This is a genomic window from Stenotrophomonas sp. CFBP8980, assembly GCF_034046095.1.
GTDB lineage: Bacteria > Pseudomonadota > Gammaproteobacteria > Xanthomonadales > Xanthomonadaceae > Stenotrophomonas > Stenotrophomonas lacuserhaii.
In genome coordinates this window covers 39,290-54,831 of record NZ_JAXCXF010000007.1, presented here as the reverse complement: position 1 = coordinate 54,831, position 15,542 = coordinate 39,290, and the positions used below count along the sequence as shown (strand labels likewise).

14 protein-coding genes are annotated in these 15,542 nt (G+C 66.9%); 8 read left to right on the top strand and 6 right to left on the bottom strand.

Annotation, left to right across the window (positions count from 1 at the left end; genetic code table 11):
* Nucleotides 1-53: 53 nt before the first annotated feature.
* Nucleotides 54-1,415 (top strand): tRNA uridine-5-carboxymethylaminomethyl(34) synthesis GTPase MnmE, encoded by a 1,362-nt coding sequence (mnmE, locus tag SOM47_RS14230; RefSeq protein WP_414715814.1) that lies wholly within the window; start codon nt 54-56, stop codon nt 1,413-1,415.
* A 189-nt stretch (nt 1,416-1,604) separates the two neighbouring features.
* Nucleotides 1,605-2,696 carry a glycerophosphodiester phosphodiesterase gene (locus SOM47_RS14225; RefSeq protein WP_320505949.1) on the top strand — a complete coding sequence of 364 codons (1,092 nt, stop codon included), beginning with the start codon at nt 1,605-1,607 and terminating at the stop codon, nt 2,694-2,696.
* A 4-nt stretch (nt 2,697-2,700) separates the two neighbouring features.
* Here the strand turns inward: SOM47_RS14225 and SOM47_RS14220 are convergent, their stop codons facing one another.
* The 3 genes from SOM47_RS14220 to SOM47_RS14210 all read right to left on the bottom strand — a co-directional run bounded on the left by SOM47_RS14220 (nt 2,701) and on the right by SOM47_RS14210 (nt 5,017).
* On the bottom strand, nt 2,701-2,883 hold the full coding sequence (locus SOM47_RS14220; RefSeq protein WP_042612149.1) for a hypothetical protein: 183 nt from the start codon (nt 2,881-2,883) through the stop codon (nt 2,701-2,703).
* Nucleotides 2,884-3,147: 264 nt separating this feature from the next.
* Complete coding sequence (locus SOM47_RS14215; protein ID WP_042612150.1) at nt 3,148-3,924, bottom strand: rhomboid family intramembrane serine protease; 777 nt, start codon at nt 3,922-3,924, stop codon at nt 3,148-3,150.
* 136 nt (nt 3,925-4,060) lie between these two features.
* On the bottom strand, nt 4,061-5,017 hold the full coding sequence (locus SOM47_RS14210) for a TerC family protein (protein WP_042612151.1): 957 nt from the start codon (nt 5,015-5,017) through the stop codon (nt 4,061-4,063).
* A 352-nt stretch (nt 5,018-5,369) separates the two neighbouring features.
* Between SOM47_RS14210 and SOM47_RS14205 the strand changes: the two genes are divergently transcribed.
* Together SOM47_RS14205 and SOM47_RS14200 are read left to right on the top strand one after the other, a co-directional pair.
* A complete protein-coding gene (locus tag SOM47_RS14205) occupies nt 5,370-6,536 on the top strand; it encodes a class I SAM-dependent rRNA methyltransferase (protein ID WP_320505948.1) in 1,167 nt (388 codons plus the stop codon).
* Nucleotides 6,537-6,669: 133 nt separating this feature from the next.
* On the top strand, nt 6,670-7,899 hold the full coding sequence (locus SOM47_RS14200) for a dipeptidase (protein ID WP_320505947.1): 1,230 nt from the start codon (nt 6,670-6,672) through the stop codon (nt 7,897-7,899).
* Nucleotides 7,900-7,968: 69 nt separating this feature from the next.
* On the opposite strand, the gene SOM47_RS14195 is transcribed toward SOM47_RS14200, so the two are convergent.
* The 3 genes from SOM47_RS14195 to SOM47_RS14185 all read right to left on the bottom strand — a co-directional run bounded on the left by SOM47_RS14195 (nt 7,969) and on the right by SOM47_RS14185 (nt 11,255).
* A complete protein-coding gene (locus SOM47_RS14195) occupies nt 7,969-9,396 on the bottom strand; it encodes an amino acid permease (RefSeq protein ID WP_192084928.1) in 1,428 nt (475 codons plus the stop codon).
* A gap of 137 nt (nt 9,397-9,533) precedes the next feature.
* The gene (leuE, locus tag SOM47_RS14190) at nt 9,534-10,166 is read right to left on the bottom strand and encodes a leucine efflux protein LeuE (RefSeq protein WP_042612155.1); all 633 of its coding nucleotides are present in this window, start codon (nt 10,164-10,166) and stop codon (nt 9,534-9,536) included.
* A gap of 174 nt (nt 10,167-10,340) precedes the next feature.
* Nucleotides 10,341-11,255, bottom strand: coding sequence for a LysR family transcriptional regulator (locus tag SOM47_RS14185; RefSeq protein WP_042612156.1), 915 nt, complete (start codon nt 11,253-11,255; stop codon nt 10,341-10,343).
* Nucleotides 11,256-11,354: 99 nt separating this feature from the next.
* On the opposite strand from SOM47_RS14185, the gene SOM47_RS14180 reads away from it, so the two are divergent.
* The 4 genes from SOM47_RS14180 to SOM47_RS14165 all read left to right on the top strand — a co-directional run bounded on the left by SOM47_RS14180 (nt 11,355) and on the right by SOM47_RS14165 (nt 15,286).
* The gene (locus tag SOM47_RS14180) at nt 11,355-12,362 is read left to right on the top strand and encodes a zinc-binding alcohol dehydrogenase family protein (RefSeq protein WP_320505946.1); all 1,008 of its coding nucleotides are present in this window, start codon (nt 11,355-11,357) and stop codon (nt 12,360-12,362) included.
* A 317-nt stretch (nt 12,363-12,679) separates the two neighbouring features.
* On the top strand, nt 12,680-14,242 hold the full coding sequence (locus tag SOM47_RS14175; RefSeq protein WP_320505945.1) for a DNA recombination protein RmuC: 1,563 nt from the start codon (nt 12,680-12,682) through the stop codon (nt 14,240-14,242).
* Between the two features lie 54 nt (nt 14,243-14,296).
* The gene (locus SOM47_RS14170) at nt 14,297-14,680 is read left to right on the top strand and encodes a hypothetical protein (protein WP_320505944.1); all 384 of its coding nucleotides are present in this window, start codon (nt 14,297-14,299) and stop codon (nt 14,678-14,680) included.
* Between the two features lie 63 nt (nt 14,681-14,743).
* The gene (locus tag SOM47_RS14165; RefSeq protein WP_320505943.1) at nt 14,744-15,286 is read left to right on the top strand and encodes a glutathione peroxidase; all 543 of its coding nucleotides are present in this window, start codon (nt 14,744-14,746) and stop codon (nt 15,284-15,286) included.
* The last annotated feature ends 256 nt before the right edge of the window (nt 15,287-15,542 follow it).

Sequence of the window (15,542 nt, the reverse complement as noted above, 5' to 3'; positions counted from 1 at the left end):
CCGCCGCAAGGCGGGTTTCCTGCTTCTGGCCGTCTGCAGACCAACGCCGCACAATGATCGCCATGGATACCACCGCTACCGACACCATCGTTGCCATCGCCACTGCCGCCGGCGCCGGCGGGGTGGGCATGCTGCGCCTTTCCGGACCGCGCGCAGCGACCATCGCCCACCTGCTCGGGGCGCCCGTACTGCGCCCGCGCCACGCGCATTACGCGCGGCTGCGCGATGCCGACAACGAGGTGATCGACGACGGCATCGTGCTGTGGTTCCCGGCGCCGAACAGTTTCACCGGCGAAGAAGTGGTGGAACTGCAGGGCCACGGCAGCCCGGTTGTGTTGCAGCAGCTGGTGGCGCGCTGCATCGCGCTCGGCGCGCGCCAGGCGCGGCCGGGTGAGTTCAGCGAGCGCGCATTCCTCAATGGAAAACTGGATCTTGCCCAGGCCGAGGCAATCGCCGACGTGATCGCGGCCGGTGACCATCGCGCCGCACGCGCCGCGCGCCGTTCATTGGACGGGGTGTTCTCGCGCCGCGTGGACGAGGTGGCCGAACAACTGGTCAGGTTGCGCATCCACGTCGAGGCCGCCATCGATTTCGCCGACGAACCGTTGGATACGCTGGGCGGTGATCAGGTGCGGCGTGGCCTGCTGCAGGCACGTGAAACCTTGGCGCTGCTGCGCCGCGATGCCGAACGCGGGCGCCGCCTGCGCGATGGCCTGCATGCGGTGTTGATCGGCCCGCCGAATGCCGGCAAGAGTTCGCTGCTCAACGCGCTGGCCGGCAGCGAGCGGGCGATCGTCACCGACATCGCCGGCACCACCCGCGACACCCTGCGCGAGACCATCCGGCTGGACGGCCTGGAGCTGACCCTGGTGGATACCGCCGGCCTGCGCGATGGCGGCGATGCGATTGAACGCGAAGGCATGCGTCGCGCGCGGGTGGAGATCGAGCGCACGGATCTCGCGCTGATCGTGCTGGATGCGCGCGATCCCGCCGCCGGTGAAGCGGCGATCGGCGCATCGGTGCTGGACGTGCCGCACAAGGTCTACATCCACAACAAATCCGACCTGCTGCCGGCCGGCACGGGGCAGGGCAGCGATGACCCCGACCGGGTGTTCGTATCCGCCGCCACCGGTGCAGGCCTGGACGACCTGCATGCGCGCCTGCGCTCGATCGCCAGCGCCGGTGCCGGCGAACAGGTGGACGGCGAGTTCTCCGCGCGCACCCGCCATGTCGACGCCATCGAGCGCGCGCAGGAACATGCACTGCACGCCGATGGCGAGCTGGCACACGAGCACCTGGAACTGGCCGCCGAAGAGCTGCGGCTGGCGCACGAGGCGCTGGGCGAAATCACCGGCGCGATGAGCGCCGATGACCTGCTCGGCCGGATCTTCTCCAGCTTCTGCATCGGCAAGTAGGGCTGGAGCCGTCTGGTAGAGCCGACTTCAGTCGGCTGCTCTGTTCAATCGCCGCCCACTCCCGCCTCCCGGACATTTGTGCAAGAAGTGCTTGCACAAATGTCCAGGCGCCGCTTACAGACGCGCCTACCTCCCCCTGTCATATTGCGGACGCATACTCGCCGCATTCGTCATCCAAGGGGATAGTCCGTGAAGTCGTGGGGTTGTGCAGTGCTGTTGTCGCTGGCCGTGGCACCATCGTTGGCCATGAGCGCCGAATCTTCATCAGCTGCACCGGGCAAGGCCTCGGTCTATGCCCACCGCGGGGCCAGTGCGCTGCTGCCCGAACACACCCTGGCGGCCTATGCACAGGCCATCACCGACGGCGCCGACTACATCGAGCCGGACCTGGTGATGACCAAGGACGGGCAGCTGGTGGCCCGCCACGAGAACGAGATCAGCGGAACCACCGATGTGGCATCGCGCGAGGAGTTCGCCGATCGCCGCACCACCAGGACCATTGACGGTGAACAGGTCGAGGGCTGGTTCACCGAAGACTTCACCCTGGCCGAACTAAAGACGCTCTACGCGCGCGAGCGCCTGCCGCAGCAGCGCAGCACCGCCTTCGACGGGCAGTTCCGCATTGCCAGCTTCGATGAAATCCTGGCCTTCCTCGTGCAGCAGGCCGGCCGTGCCAACCGGGGCATCGGATTGGTGCCGGAGATCAAGCACCCCAGTTACTTCCAGTCCATCGGACTGCCGATGGAAGACAAGGTGCTGGCAGCGCTGCAGGCCAATCCGTATACCAAGGTGGGCCCGGTGACGCTGCAGTCGTTCGAGACCGCCAACCTGCGCTACCTGCGCGGCAAGATCGGCCGCGGCAGCAACATCCGCCTGCTGCAGCTGACCTGGAAGGGTGACGCCAAGCCGGCCGATGTGGCCAGGGCGGGCGGTGCGCTGACCTATGCGCAGATGCTGACGCCTGCCGGGCTCAAGGAAATTGCGACCTATGCTGACGGCATCGGGCCGGAGCTGCGTTCGATCATTCCGCTGGACGCCAAGGGCGCGCTGGGTGTGCCGACCACGCTGGTGCGCGATGCGCATGCGGCGGGATTGATGGTGGTGCCGTACACCTTCCGCCCGGAGAATCTTTTCATCGCCGCCAACCTGCGCAGCGGTGAACCCAACGCACGCAACCCGGAGGGCTCCATCGCCGAGATGCGCGCCTACCTCGACACCGGTATCGATGCGTTCTTCACCGATGACCCCGCGCTGGGGCGCAAGGCGGTTGACGGTCGCTGAGCGGCTACTTGCCGGCAGACAGGCTGGAGCCGCGGCCGCGGCGCAATGGACAGCGGCCGGGGTCACCGCAGCGGCAGCAGCGACCGGCCGCGGGATCGCGCGAAGCGATATGAAAAACCAGCACGCCCACGACCAGCAGCAGGCCGCCGATCACCAGATACAGCACCATGTCGTTGAGCTGCTCCATTCAAGGCGCACTCGGGGGTGGGAAGGCTCCCATGCGTTTTCTCCTCGCAGCTGGCCACGTGCATGCAGCGCGATGGCGGACGGTGCGGGTTGGCGTGCCGGCGCTCCAGGTCAACAGAAACGGGACGCCAAACCCGGCGGGGCCTGTGGGCTCCAGCCGGTACATCTTGGGCAAGGCGGCCGAGCCGCGTCTATGACGGAAATTTGAAAGCGGAGCAGCGTGACGACCAACGGTCGTCACCCACCAACGGCAGGCACCAGGCGATCAGCGCGGTGCGTCATCCTGGCCTGGACGTCGGAACGGCAGCACTACGTAGTCGTGGCCTTCGCGTGGCTGCCACAGCACCGGCACCTGGCGCGGCGAGGGCGGCTCCAGCTCGTCGTCGGGCAGGGCTTCGATGGAATCCTCTTCGTCTTCCCAGCTGTAGCGCGGGCGGGCGGCCATCGGGTCGCTGTGGCGGAACAGCAGCGCGGCGATGATGCCGGCGAATGCGCCGCCCATGTGCGACTGCCAGGACACCCCCGGGGTATGCGGCAGCACGGTCATCAACATGCCGCCGTAGAACAGCATGCCGATCAGCCCGGTGGCGATGGCGGCACGGTCACGGCGCAGCAGGCCCAGGCTGGCCAGCAGGAACATCAGGCCGTGGGTGACGCCACTGGCGCCGAGGTGACGGCTGCCCGGGTCGCCCAGCAGCCAGGCGCCGATGCCTGAGCCGATCCACAGCAGCGGCAGCGCGCGCAGCGTTGCCTTCGGATAGACGCTGCCGGCGAGCGTGCCGAGGATCAGCAGGGCCACGCTGTTGGCGGCGATGTGTTCCACCGACCCATGCAGCAGCGGTGCGCCGAGCAGGCCCAGCAGCCCGGCCATTTCCAACGGCGCCACGGCCCACGGCCGCCAGTCGAAGTAGTCCTGCAGCGCGAACGCGGCCACCAGCAGCACTACGGCACCGAGGCTCAGGTTGAAGGCACGCAGGATGCGCAGGCGATCGGTAGGCGGGGCCGGGTTGCCGCCGGCGGGCACGGGTGCGTTGGCGTTCATATCCAAGCAATGGCGGTGGCCGGGGCGAAACCAACCCCGGTGGGGTGGGAAAATAAAACGGGCCGGCGGGACAATCCCGGCCGACCCGTTGCTGCAGCGCGCGCTGCCGGCCCCGCAGGGCCGGCGACGCGATCGATCAGGCCTTGTCGTGCTTCGGCGGGATCTTCAGGCTCAGCACCACGGTGATGGCGATGATCAGCGCGACCACGCCCAGCGAGATCGGGGTCGGGATCTTGAACAGGTCGATGATCATCATCTTGATGCCAATGAAGCCCAGCACCAGCGCCAGACCGTACGGCAGCAGGTGGAAGCGATCGGCCATGCCGGCCAGCAGGAAGAACATCGCCCGCAGGCCCAGCACCGCGAACACGTTCGAGGTCAGCACGATGAACGGATCGGTGGTGATGGCGAAGATGGCCGGGATGCTGTCCACCGCGAAGATCACGTCGGTCACCGCGATCAGGATCAGCACCGCGAACAGCGGGGTGTACCAGCGCTTGCCATCGCGCATGACGCTCATCGCATTACCGGCGTAGTCCGGCAACAGGCGCAGGTGCTTGCGCATCCAGCGCAGCGCCGGGTTGGTTTCCAGGTCCGGCTCCTGGCCGGCGGAGAACCACATCTTCCAGCCGGTGAACAGCAGGAAGGCACCGAACACGTAGAGCAGCCAATGGAACTTGGTGATCAGTACACTGCCGGCGAAGATCATGATCGTACGCAGCACGATTGCGCCCAGGATGCCGATGATCAGCACCTTCTGCCGCTGTTCCTCAGGCACTGCGAAGTAGCCCATGATCATCAGGAAGACAAAGATGTTGTCGACCGCCAGGGCCTTTTCGACCAGATAGCCGGTGAGGAACTCCAGGCCGACCTTGTTGGCCACCACCTGTCCGGCGGTCTCGTTCAGGTAGTACCAGAGGCCGCCATTGAAGGCCAGGGCAAGCAGCACCCAGCCGATCGACCACCACAGGGCCTCCTTGAAGGTGACCTTGTGCGGGCCGCCGTGGCGCATCAATACCAGGTCGACCAGCAGCGCGATGATCACCACCGCGCCGAAGCCGAGCCATAACCACAAATTACCGATCGTCTGCATGGGTTTGTCCGTTGGGAAAAAGAAAAAAGCCTCAAGCCGGACGGCGAGGATCTGCAACGGAGGATCGGGAGGGGGATCCAGGGACAGAGCTTCGCCGGTACGGCGAAGGTCTCGCTCGCAGCCCCGATGTGGTGGGACTGCCGTTGCACCGGAGCCTGCGGGCTCGAATTGACGGCGACAACGTTGGGAGCTACTCCCCTTCTGGCGCCGATTCTGCGGGCATCCCGGCGCCGCGTCAATCACCGGGTAGTGACGGCCGCTGGCCGTCAATCGCGCGATTTCCAGTTGACGGCAAGCGGCCCTCACTACCGGGGCCTGCGGCCCGCCCTACCGCAGCGCTTACAATAGGCCGATGAATACCTCTGCCCCCTCAGTCCGTCTCAAGAATGCCTGGCGTTCCAGCCACCCGTGGATCTTCCAGAAACTGGTCGAAAAACCCGCCGTCCGGCCCAAGCCCGGCACCATCGTGGATGTCTTCGGTGTGGAAGGGGACTTCATCGGGCGTGGCTTCTACAACGGGCATTCGCGCATTGCCGTGCGCATCCTGGAAACCGACGAGCGCGTGCCGGTCGACGCCGGCTGGTTCTCGCGCAAGATCGCCCAGGCGGTGGAACTGCGCCGCGACGTGCTGAAGCTGGATGCGGTCAGCGATGCGTGGCGCGTGGTGCACAGCGAAGGCGACGGCCTGTCCGGGCTGGTGGTGGACCGCTATGGCGACCTGGTAGTGGTGGAATTCTTCGCCGCCGGCATGTTCCGCCACCGCGAATGGATCTACGAGGCCCTGAGCGAACAGTTCCCGGGCTGCCGCTTCCACAGCTTCGCCGACGAACACGTGCAGAAGCAGGAAAGCTTCGATTTCCATGGCAACACCACCACCGAAGCTTCGGTGATCACCGAGTACGGCGTGAAGTTCCTCGCCGACCCGGCCGGCGCGCACAAGACCGGCTTCTTCGCCGACCAGCGCGACAACCGCGAGTGGCTGAGCCAGCAGGTCGAAGGCAAGACCGTGCTCGACCTGTGCTGCAACACCGGTGGCTTTGCGGTGTATGCCGCCGCGCGCGGTGCCAGTGAAGTAGTGGGCATCGACATCGACGAAGACGTGATCCAGATCGCCAAGGGCAACGCCAAGCTCAACAACGTGCGGCCGAAGTTCGTGCAGTCCGACATCTTCCCGTGGCTGCGCGATGCGGCCAACCGCGGCGAGCAGTACGACGTGGTGATCCTGGACCCGGCCAAGATGACCCGCGATCGCGACCAGGTGATCAGCGCGCTGAAGAAGTACCTGGACATGAACAAACTGGCCCTCGGCGTGGTCAAGCCGGGTGGCCTGTTCGCCACGTTCTCGTGCACCGGCCTGGTGGCCGAAGACCAGTTCCTGGACATGCTGCGGCGTGCGGCGTTCTACTCCGGCCGCACCATCCAGATCCTCAAGGTATCCGGTGCCGGCCCCGACCATCCGTTCATGGCCCACGTGCAGGAATCGCGCTATCTCAAGGCCGTGTTCTGCCGCGTGCTGTAACCGCAACCCCGGTGGGTGACGACCAAACCCGGTGGTGACGACCGTTGGTCGTCACCGCTTCCGCACCCGCGCACCTACCCAGCCCAGCGCGTCAGCGCTATCGTCAGGTCTCCCCGTCCCCGGTGAGACCTGCATGATCCTGCCTCGCCTGCCGCTGATGCTCGCCCTGGCGCTCAGCACGCCGCTGTCCGTCCATGCCATTGATTTCAGCGCCGCCGAACTGCAGCGCGCCAAGTCCCTGCAGCAGCGCCTGCTGACTCTGGACAGCCATCTGGATACGCCGGCCAACTTCGCCCGCGATGGCTTCGACATCGACAACCGCCACGACCACAACGCGCTGTCCCAGGTGGATTACCCGCGCATGGTGGAAGGGGCGCTGGACGGTGGTTTCTGGGCGATCTACACCGGCCAGGGTGACCGCAGTGCCGCGGCCCATCAGCGCGACCGCGATGCCGGCCTGCAGCGGTTGCTCGATATCCGCACCATGCTGGCCGCCAACGGCGACCGCTTCGCGCTGGCGCTGACCCCGGCCGATGCCGTGCGGATCAAGGCCGACGGCAAGCGCGTGGTGTTCATCAGCATGGAAAACGCCAGTCCGCTGGTGGCCGACCCCAGCCTGCTGGGCTTCTACCACCAGGCCGGGCTGCGCATGCTGAGCACCGTGCACTTCGCCACCAACGAGTTCGCCGATTCGGCCACCAACCCGAAGGGCCCTGAGTGGAACGGACTGAGCCCGGCCGGCCGTGCGTTGGTCAACGAGGCGGTGAAACGGGGCATCGTCATCGACCAGTCGCATGCCTCCGATGCAGTGTTCGACCAGCTCATTGCGATGATGCCGGTACCGTTCGTGCTGTCGCACAGTTCAGCCAAGGCGATCCACGACCACCCGCGAAATCTCGACGATGCGCGCCTGCGCCAGCTGGCCAAGGCCGGCGGGGTGATCCAGGTGAACGCCTATGGCGGCTATCTGGTGGATCCCGGCAAGAGCCCCGAGCGCAAGGACGCCGAAGACGCGCTGAGCAAGCGGCTGGGCGGCTGGGAAGGCATGAGCATGGCGCAGGGCGAGGAACTGCAGCGCGGGGAAGAGGCGCTGGACCGGCAGTACCCGGTGCGCCACGCCAGCCTGGATGACTTCTTCGCGCACATGGGCCACATCCTCGACGTGGTGGGCCCCGAACACGTTGGCATCGGCCTGGACTGGGATGGCGGTGGCGGGCTGACCGACCTGCGCGATGTCAGCCAGCTGCCCAAGATCACCGCCTGGCTGCTGCGCCGCGGTTACGACGAAAAGCAGATCGCCGGCATCTGGGGCGGCAACCTGCTGCGGGTGATGCAGCAGGCGCAGGACCACGCCCGCCCTTGACCACACGGTAGTGACGGCCGCTGGCCGTCACCCCGCATCGCCTGCTTGACGGCCGTCGGCCGTCGGTATTTACCTGCCCAACAGCGCCTTCCGTCGGCTGTACAGGAAGTACACCGCCAGGCCGATCACGTTCCAGATCAGGAAGTACAGCTGGGTGCTCTGCGGCAGGCTGAAGAACAGATAGACACAGCCCAGCGCTGCGGCCGGACCCACTACATAGGCCAGCGGTGTACGGAACCTGCGCTCGCGGTTGGGTTCCCGCCGACGCAGTACCACCAGGCAGATGCCGACGGCCGTGAAGGCCGCCAGCGTGCCGGCATTGGCCAGCGCGGCGATTTCATCCAGCCGCGCCACGCCGGCCAGTGCGGAGACCAGCAGCGCACTGAACAGCGTAGTGGCCACCGGCGTGCCGGTGCGCTTGCTGACGTTGGACAGGCTGCGCGGCAGCAGGCCGTCGCGGCCCATGACGAAGAACACGCGGCTCTGGCCGAACATGAAAGCCAGCAGCACGGTCGGCAACGCCACGATGGCCACCACGCCGATGAGCAGCGCGGCGGTCGGGTGACCCAGCTGGCGCATGATCAGCGCCAGCGGCTCGGCACTGCTGCCGAACACGGCGTAACTCATCGCACCGATGGCAGCCAGCGCCACCAGCATATAGATGATGGTGCAGCCGACCATCGAACCGATGATGCCGATCGACAGATCGCGGCCCGGATTCTTGGTCTCTTCGGCCGCCGTGGCGATGGCATCGAACCCATAGAAGGCGAAGAAGATGATCGCGGCTGCGGCCATGACGCCGCGCTCCAGCCCATCCGGGCCCAGCGATTTGGCGAAGCCATACGGCATGAACGGCTGCAGGTTGGCCGTGTCGAAGGCAGGCAGGGCAACGGCAACGAACACCGCCAGGGCGATGATCTTCAACACCACCAGCACGGCATTGAGGGTGGCACTTTCCTTGGTGCCCAGCATCAGGCCTCCGGCCACCACCCAGGTGATCAGCACGGCGGGCAGGTTGAACATGCCGCCCTCCACGTGCGGGCCGGCCGACAGCGCCAGGGGCAGGCGGATGTCGATGCCCATCTGCGTGTGCACCCATTCCAGGAAGCCGACGAAGTAGCCGGACCAACCGACCGCCACCGTGCTGACCACCAGTGAGTATTCCAGGATCAGGCTCCAGCCGACGACCCAGGCGAAGATCTCACCCAGTGCCGCGTAGCTGTAGGTATAGGCGCTGCCCGAGGCCGGCATCATGGTGGCCAGTTCGGCATAGGCCAATGCCGCGCAGGCACAGACAGCACCGGCGATGGCGAATGAGATCAGCACGGCCGGGCCGGCCAGGTTGGCGCCGACACCGATCAGCGTGTAGATGCCGGTGCCCACGATGGCACCGATGCCCAGCGCGATCAGGTGCGGCCAACTGAGCGTGCGGACCAGCTGCCTTCCGGCCTCATGGACGGTGACGGTATCCAGGGATTTGCGCCGGAGCAAAGACATTCGGACCTCGTGGTGACTGGGAACGACAAGTGCCCGAGTGTGACCGAATGCGGCGCAGCATTACCACTGACGGACGCTCATTGACAAACCGCTTGGCGCTTCATCCGACAACGGATGCCGGAATCGGCACAATGTTTTCAGCCGTTCAAACCGAGCCGGATACCGAACCCCAGCAGGAACACCCCGGCGACGCGCCGCAGCACATCACTGACGCGCGGATGCTGGATCAACCGACGGCGGGCCAGGTTGCCGGCCCCGATCAGCAGCGAGCAGTACGCCACGCTGACCACGAAGATGATCCCGGCCAGCGCGGCGAAGGTGGCCACGCCCTGGTGCTGGCGCGGGTCGATGAACAGCGGCAGGAAGGCCATGTAGAACAGGATGGCTTTGGGGTTGAGCAGGCTGACCAGGATCGCTTGGCGGAAGTAGTGACCCGGTGCCAGCCGCACGCTGCCCGGCAGGTCGCTGCCGTCGGCCTTCGGCGTGCGCAGCAGGCTGATGCCCACCCACACCAGGTACGCAGCGCCCAGGTACTGCACGACGTGGAACACGGTGGGGTTGGCCTTCAGCAGCGCGGCCACGCCGGCCAGCGCCAGCCACATCAGGATCTGGTCGCCCACCAGCAGGCCGGCCAGCGCCGTATAGCCGCCGCGTACGCCTCCACGGCCGGTGGCGGTGAGCAGGGTGAAGGTGCCTGGGCCCGGCAGGGCCAGGAACACCAGCACGGCGACCAGGAAGGTCCACAGATCCTGGATGCCCATCCACGGCATGGCGGCTCACTCGTTCAACGCAGGGGGCTTCATTGTAGAGACGGCCAGCGGCCGTCACTACCGCGGCAACGGGTTCGGTAGCGCCGAGCCATGCTCGGCGAGCGCAGCGGCAGCGCGGTGACGACCAACGGTCGTCACCCCCCAATGCGGAGAGCTGATGGCCAGCGGCCGTCACTACCGGGCGGTGGGCAACCCTTCCAGCAACGGCGTCAGCCGCTCACCCAGAAACCCATGCAGCTGCCGCACCGCCGGCGAAAACTGCTTGCGGTGCGGGCAGACCAGGTTCAACGGCAGGCTCTCGCCCTGGCCGTCCAGCAATACCTGCAGGCGTCCTGCACGCACGTCATCGCCGACATCCAGCCACGATTTGTAGGCGATGCCTTCCCCGGCCACCGCCCAGCGCCGCACCACGTCGGCGTCGTCGCACAGCAGCGCGCCACGCACCGCCACCACGCTGCGGCGGCCGTCCTGTTCGAAACTCCAGCGGTCGTGGGTGCGCCCGCCCAGCTGGTAGAGCAGGCAGGCGTGGTCCTTCAGCGCATCCAGGCTGCCCGGTGCCGGGTGCGCCTGCAGGTAGGCGGGAGACGCCACCAGCACGCGGCGGTTGTCCGCCAGCAGCGGCAGGGCGACATAGCTGGCGTTGTCGAAGCGACCCAGCCGGAAAGCGATATCCACCGGATCGCGGAACACGTCGGCCACCTGGTCGGACAGCTGCAGATGCAGCTGCAGCCGCGGATGCGCGCGACGGAACGCGGTCAGCCAGGGCAGCAGCACATTGCGGCCCAGGTCCGATGGCGCCGCCACCTGCAGGGTGCCGGCCAGTTCGGCGGCTTCGCCCTGTACCCGCGCCTGGCCCTCGCGCAGCGCTGCCAGGCCTTCCTGCGCATACGGCAGGTACTGCGCGCCCTCGGCCGTCAGGCGCAGGCTGCGCGTGGTGCGCACGAACAGCCGCAGGTCGAGCTCGCGCTCCAGCCGCGCGATCGCTGCGGCCACCTGGCCGGGCAGCAGGTCCACCTCGCGCGCTGCGCTGCTGAAACTGCCCAGCGCCGCGGTACGCACGAACAGCTGCAGGTCGTCGAACCGGACCATTTTCACCACAAAAGAGAAAGTGATGCCTGATTCTGCGCCTTTCCAGCGTCACCTGCAGCGTCCATCCTGAGCGCATCCCCCCCGCTGCGGAGTCAACCCATGCGCGCTGTTGCCTATACCCACGCCGGCCTGTCGCCGGACGACGCCAAATCGCTGGTCGATATCGATCTGGACACCCCCACCCCGGGCCCACGCGACCTGCGCGTGGCGGTCAAGGCAGTGGCGGTGAATCCGGTCGACGCCAAGGTGCGCCGCAATGCCGCCACCGAAAGCCCACGCGTGCTCGGCTTCGACGCAGTCGGCGTTGTGGATGCCGTTGGCAGTGATGTCACCCTGTTCCAGACCGGTGACGAGGTCTACTACGCCGGCGCCATCGATCGTGCCGGCAGCAATGCCGAATACCAGCTGGTGGACGAGCGCATCGTCGGCCGCAAGCCGTCCAGCCTGGACGACGCCAGCGCCGCGGCACTGCCGCTGACCGCGATCACCGCATGGGAACTGCTGTTCGACCGCCTGCGCATCGCCGAGGGCACCGGCGAAGGTCAGACCCTGCTGGTGATCGGCGCGGCCGGTGGCGTCGGCTCGATCCTGGTGCAGCTGGCACGCCAGCTGACCAAGCTGACCGTAATCGGCACCGCCTCGCGCCCGGAAACCCAGGACTGGGTGTACGCACTGGGCGCGCACCATGTCATCGACCACAGCCAGCCGCTGTCCGAAGGCCTGGCGCGGCTTGGCATCGCGCATGTCGAACACGTGGCCAGCCTGACCCACACCGACCAGCATTACGCGCAGATCATCGAAGTACTCGCACCGCAGGGCCAGCTCGGCCTGATCGACGACCCCGGCCAGCTGGACGTGATGGCGCTGAAGCGCAAATGCGCCTCGCTGCACTGGGAGTTCATGTTCGCCCGGCCGCTGCACCAGACCGCCGACATGCAGCAGCAGCACGCCCTGCTCAACCGCGTCGCCGGCCTGATCGACGCCGGCGTACTGCGCACCACGCTGGGCGAAAACCTGGGCCGCATCAACGCCGCCAACCTGCGCCGCGCGCACGCACTGATCGAAAGCCAGAAAGCCAAGGGCAAGATCGTGCTGGAAGGCTGGTAAGCCACTCAGGCATCGGGGCCAGCACCGGGGTCAGAGTCCTTTTGCACGCAAAAGGACTCTGACCCCTCTCTCTTTCCTTCAAACGCGGCTGGCAGCGCGCGAAAAACTGTCAGCGGGTGGGGCGGGGAGGTTATGCGGGGCCTTGAGCGGCAGGAGCCGCGAAGAGCTACATGGACGTACTTGCGCGTGCCCCGCATAACCTCCCCGCCCCACGCGACACCAAGACCCTGCTTGAAGGCTGACAGCCGCGAGGGGGTCCAACCCGCTCGATCACCCCCGACGCAGCGCATGAGACGGCACCCGCCTAAACTAGGCGCATGGAAACCCAGACGCTTGCTCTACTGGCCGTGCTGTTGCTGGCCGTCATCCTTGTCCTGCTGGTGGTGGTGCTGCGCCGCTCCGGCGGCGGCACCGACACCCACGAACTGGACGCCCTGCGCCAGGCCCTGGCCGAAGAACGCGACCGCAGCCTGGCCGCGCAGGTCGACGCCGGCCAACTGCGTGGACGCCTGCAGTCGCTGCAGGACGACATCGAAGGCGAACGCCGCCGTGGCCTGGAAGCACAGCAGGCACTCAGCGCGGCACAGGGGCGCATCGAACGCGACGCCGCACTGGCCAGCGAGCGCGACACCCGCCTGGTCGAACGCGGCAACGCCCTGCAGCAGCTGCAGGCACAGCTGCAGGAAGTGCAGCAGCAGCTGCACGCCCAGCGCGAGAGCTACCAGCAGCTGCATGGCGAACACACCCGCCTGCAGGCCAACCTGCAGCACTCCCAGCAGGCCAGCGACGAACTGCGCGCCTACCTGGACAGCGCCAAGGAAAAGCTGAGCGGCGCCTTCGCCGAACTGGCTGGGAAGGTCTTCGAAGAGCGCGGCCAGCAGTTCGAGAAGAACGTACGCCATGCCACCGGGCAGTCGCGGCAGGACATCGAGAACCTGCTGAAACCCTTCACCGAGCGCCTGCAGGAATTCCGCGGCCGGGTCGACGTGTTGTACGCCGAAGAAGCCCGCGAACGCGCCAGCCTGCTCGGTGCGGTGGGCGAACTGAAGACGCTCAACCAGGACATGGCCTCGCAGGCGGCGGCACTGACCAATGCCTTGAAAGGCAATGCGAAGGTGCGCGGCGACTGGGGCGAACTGATGCTGGAAACCGTGCTGCGTGGTTCTGGGCTGGAAGAAGGCGTGCACTACAAGCGCCAGCAGCACGTGGTGGATGACGAAGGCGAGCGACTGCGCCCGGACGTGGTGGTGAACTTCCCGGACCAGCGCAGCATCGTGGTCGACAGCAAGGTCAACCTGGTGGCATGGCAGGAAGCGATGAACGCGGTGACCCCCGAAGCCAGTGGCGAGGCCCTGCTGCGGCATGCCACCGCACTGCGCGCGCACGTGCGCGACCTCGGCGTGCGCAACTATCCCAAGGCGATGGGCGAAGAGCAGACGCTGGATGTGACCATCGCCTTCGTGCCGATCGAAGGGGCCTTGTCGGCGGCGCTGTCGGCCGATCCTTCGCTGCAGACCTATGCCTTCGACAACAAGGTGGTGTTTGCTTCGCCCAACACGCTGATGGCGCTGCTGCGCGTGGCCGAACGGCTGTGGACGCGCGACAAGGTGCAGAAGCAGGCGCTGCAGATCAGCGACGCCGGGGGACTGGTGCTGGACGCGCTGATGGCGTTCCTGACCGATTTCAACAACGTCGGCAAGAAGCTCGAAGACGCCACCGCCGCCTTCTCCAATGCCCGCAACCGCCTGCAGGATTCACGCCATTCGGCGATCAGCCGCGCGCGACGATTGGCCGAGCTGGGCAGCAAGGCCAAGAAGGCATTGCCGCCTGAACTGCAGCCTGACACCGTGCAGCAACTGGTGGCGCCTGACGGGGAGTAGACACATCGCTTCGGTATCCTCGGCGTCTCATTCGCACCCTGATGGATACCGCCGATGCGCCTTTCCCTGCTGGCCAGCCTGTTGCTGGTGACCTCCCTCGCCGGTTGTGCTTTCGGTGGCAGCCGTCCGGATGCCCCCACGACGGCCGCCGACACGGTGCCGGCCGTGGCTGCGCTGGACGCTGCCGCGTGCACCGCGAAGGGCGGTGAGCTGCGTCCGCTGGGTCGCCTGCAGCGCGTGCAGTGCGTGGTGCCGTATGCCGACGCCGGCAAGACCTGCAATGCCAAGGCCGACTGCAGTGGCCAGTGCCTGGCGATCGGTGAAGTGGTTGCCGGTTCGCCGGCCTCCGGTGTGTGCCAGCGCGATGCCAGCGAAAACTTCGGCTGCCGCCAGCGCATCGATGGCGGCGTTGCCCAAGGCACGATCTGCGTGGATTGAGCGCGCGCTGCCGCGCGTCCCCTGCGTGATGCCTCCCTTTCAATCTCTAACCAGGAGTCCGCCGTGACCCAGTCGATCCAGGATATTCCCGTCACCACCATCGAGGGCCAGCCGGCCTCGCTGGCCGATTACCGTGGCAAGGTGCTGCTGGTGGTCAACGTCGCCTCCAAGTGCGGCCTGACTCCGCAGTACGAAGGCCTGCAGACGCTGTACGTGGAAAAGCAGGCGCATGGCCTTGAAGTCCTCGGTTTCCCGGCCAACAACTTCCTCGGCCAGGAGCCAGGCAGCGAAGCGGACATCCAGCAGTTCTGCCAGCTGACCTATGACGTCAGTTTCCCGATGTTCGCCAAGATCAGCGTGGCCGGCGATGACGTGCATCCGTTGTACCAGCAGCTGATCGCCGCGCAGCCGCAGGCGATCGGGGAAGGCCCGATGCGCGAGCGCCTGGCCGCCAAGGACCTGGCCCAGCCGGCACCGGGCATCCTGTGGAATTTCGAGAAGTTCCTGATCGGCCGCGACGGCCAGGTCATCGCCCGTTTCGCCCCGGACGTGACGGCGGACGACGCACGCGTGCGCGAGGCCGTGGACGCCGCACTGGCGGCCTGATCCGGCGAACGGCGGAGCCCCTCGTGGTGGGTCGCACTACAGCCGGGTCACTGGGTTGGGCCGGGCAGGAGGGGCTGGTGGGGGACGGCAAATACCGCATCCATGCGGGCCTCGTGTCGCGCCATCCCTGGCGCTCCACGCCCCCACCAACCCCTCCCGCCCGGCCCTGACCGTCCGCGCCCGCGTCCCGCCACGTAAAGAAAAAGAAAAGCGGTAGCGCCGACCCATGGTCGGCGGAATCCATCAGGCACCGCGA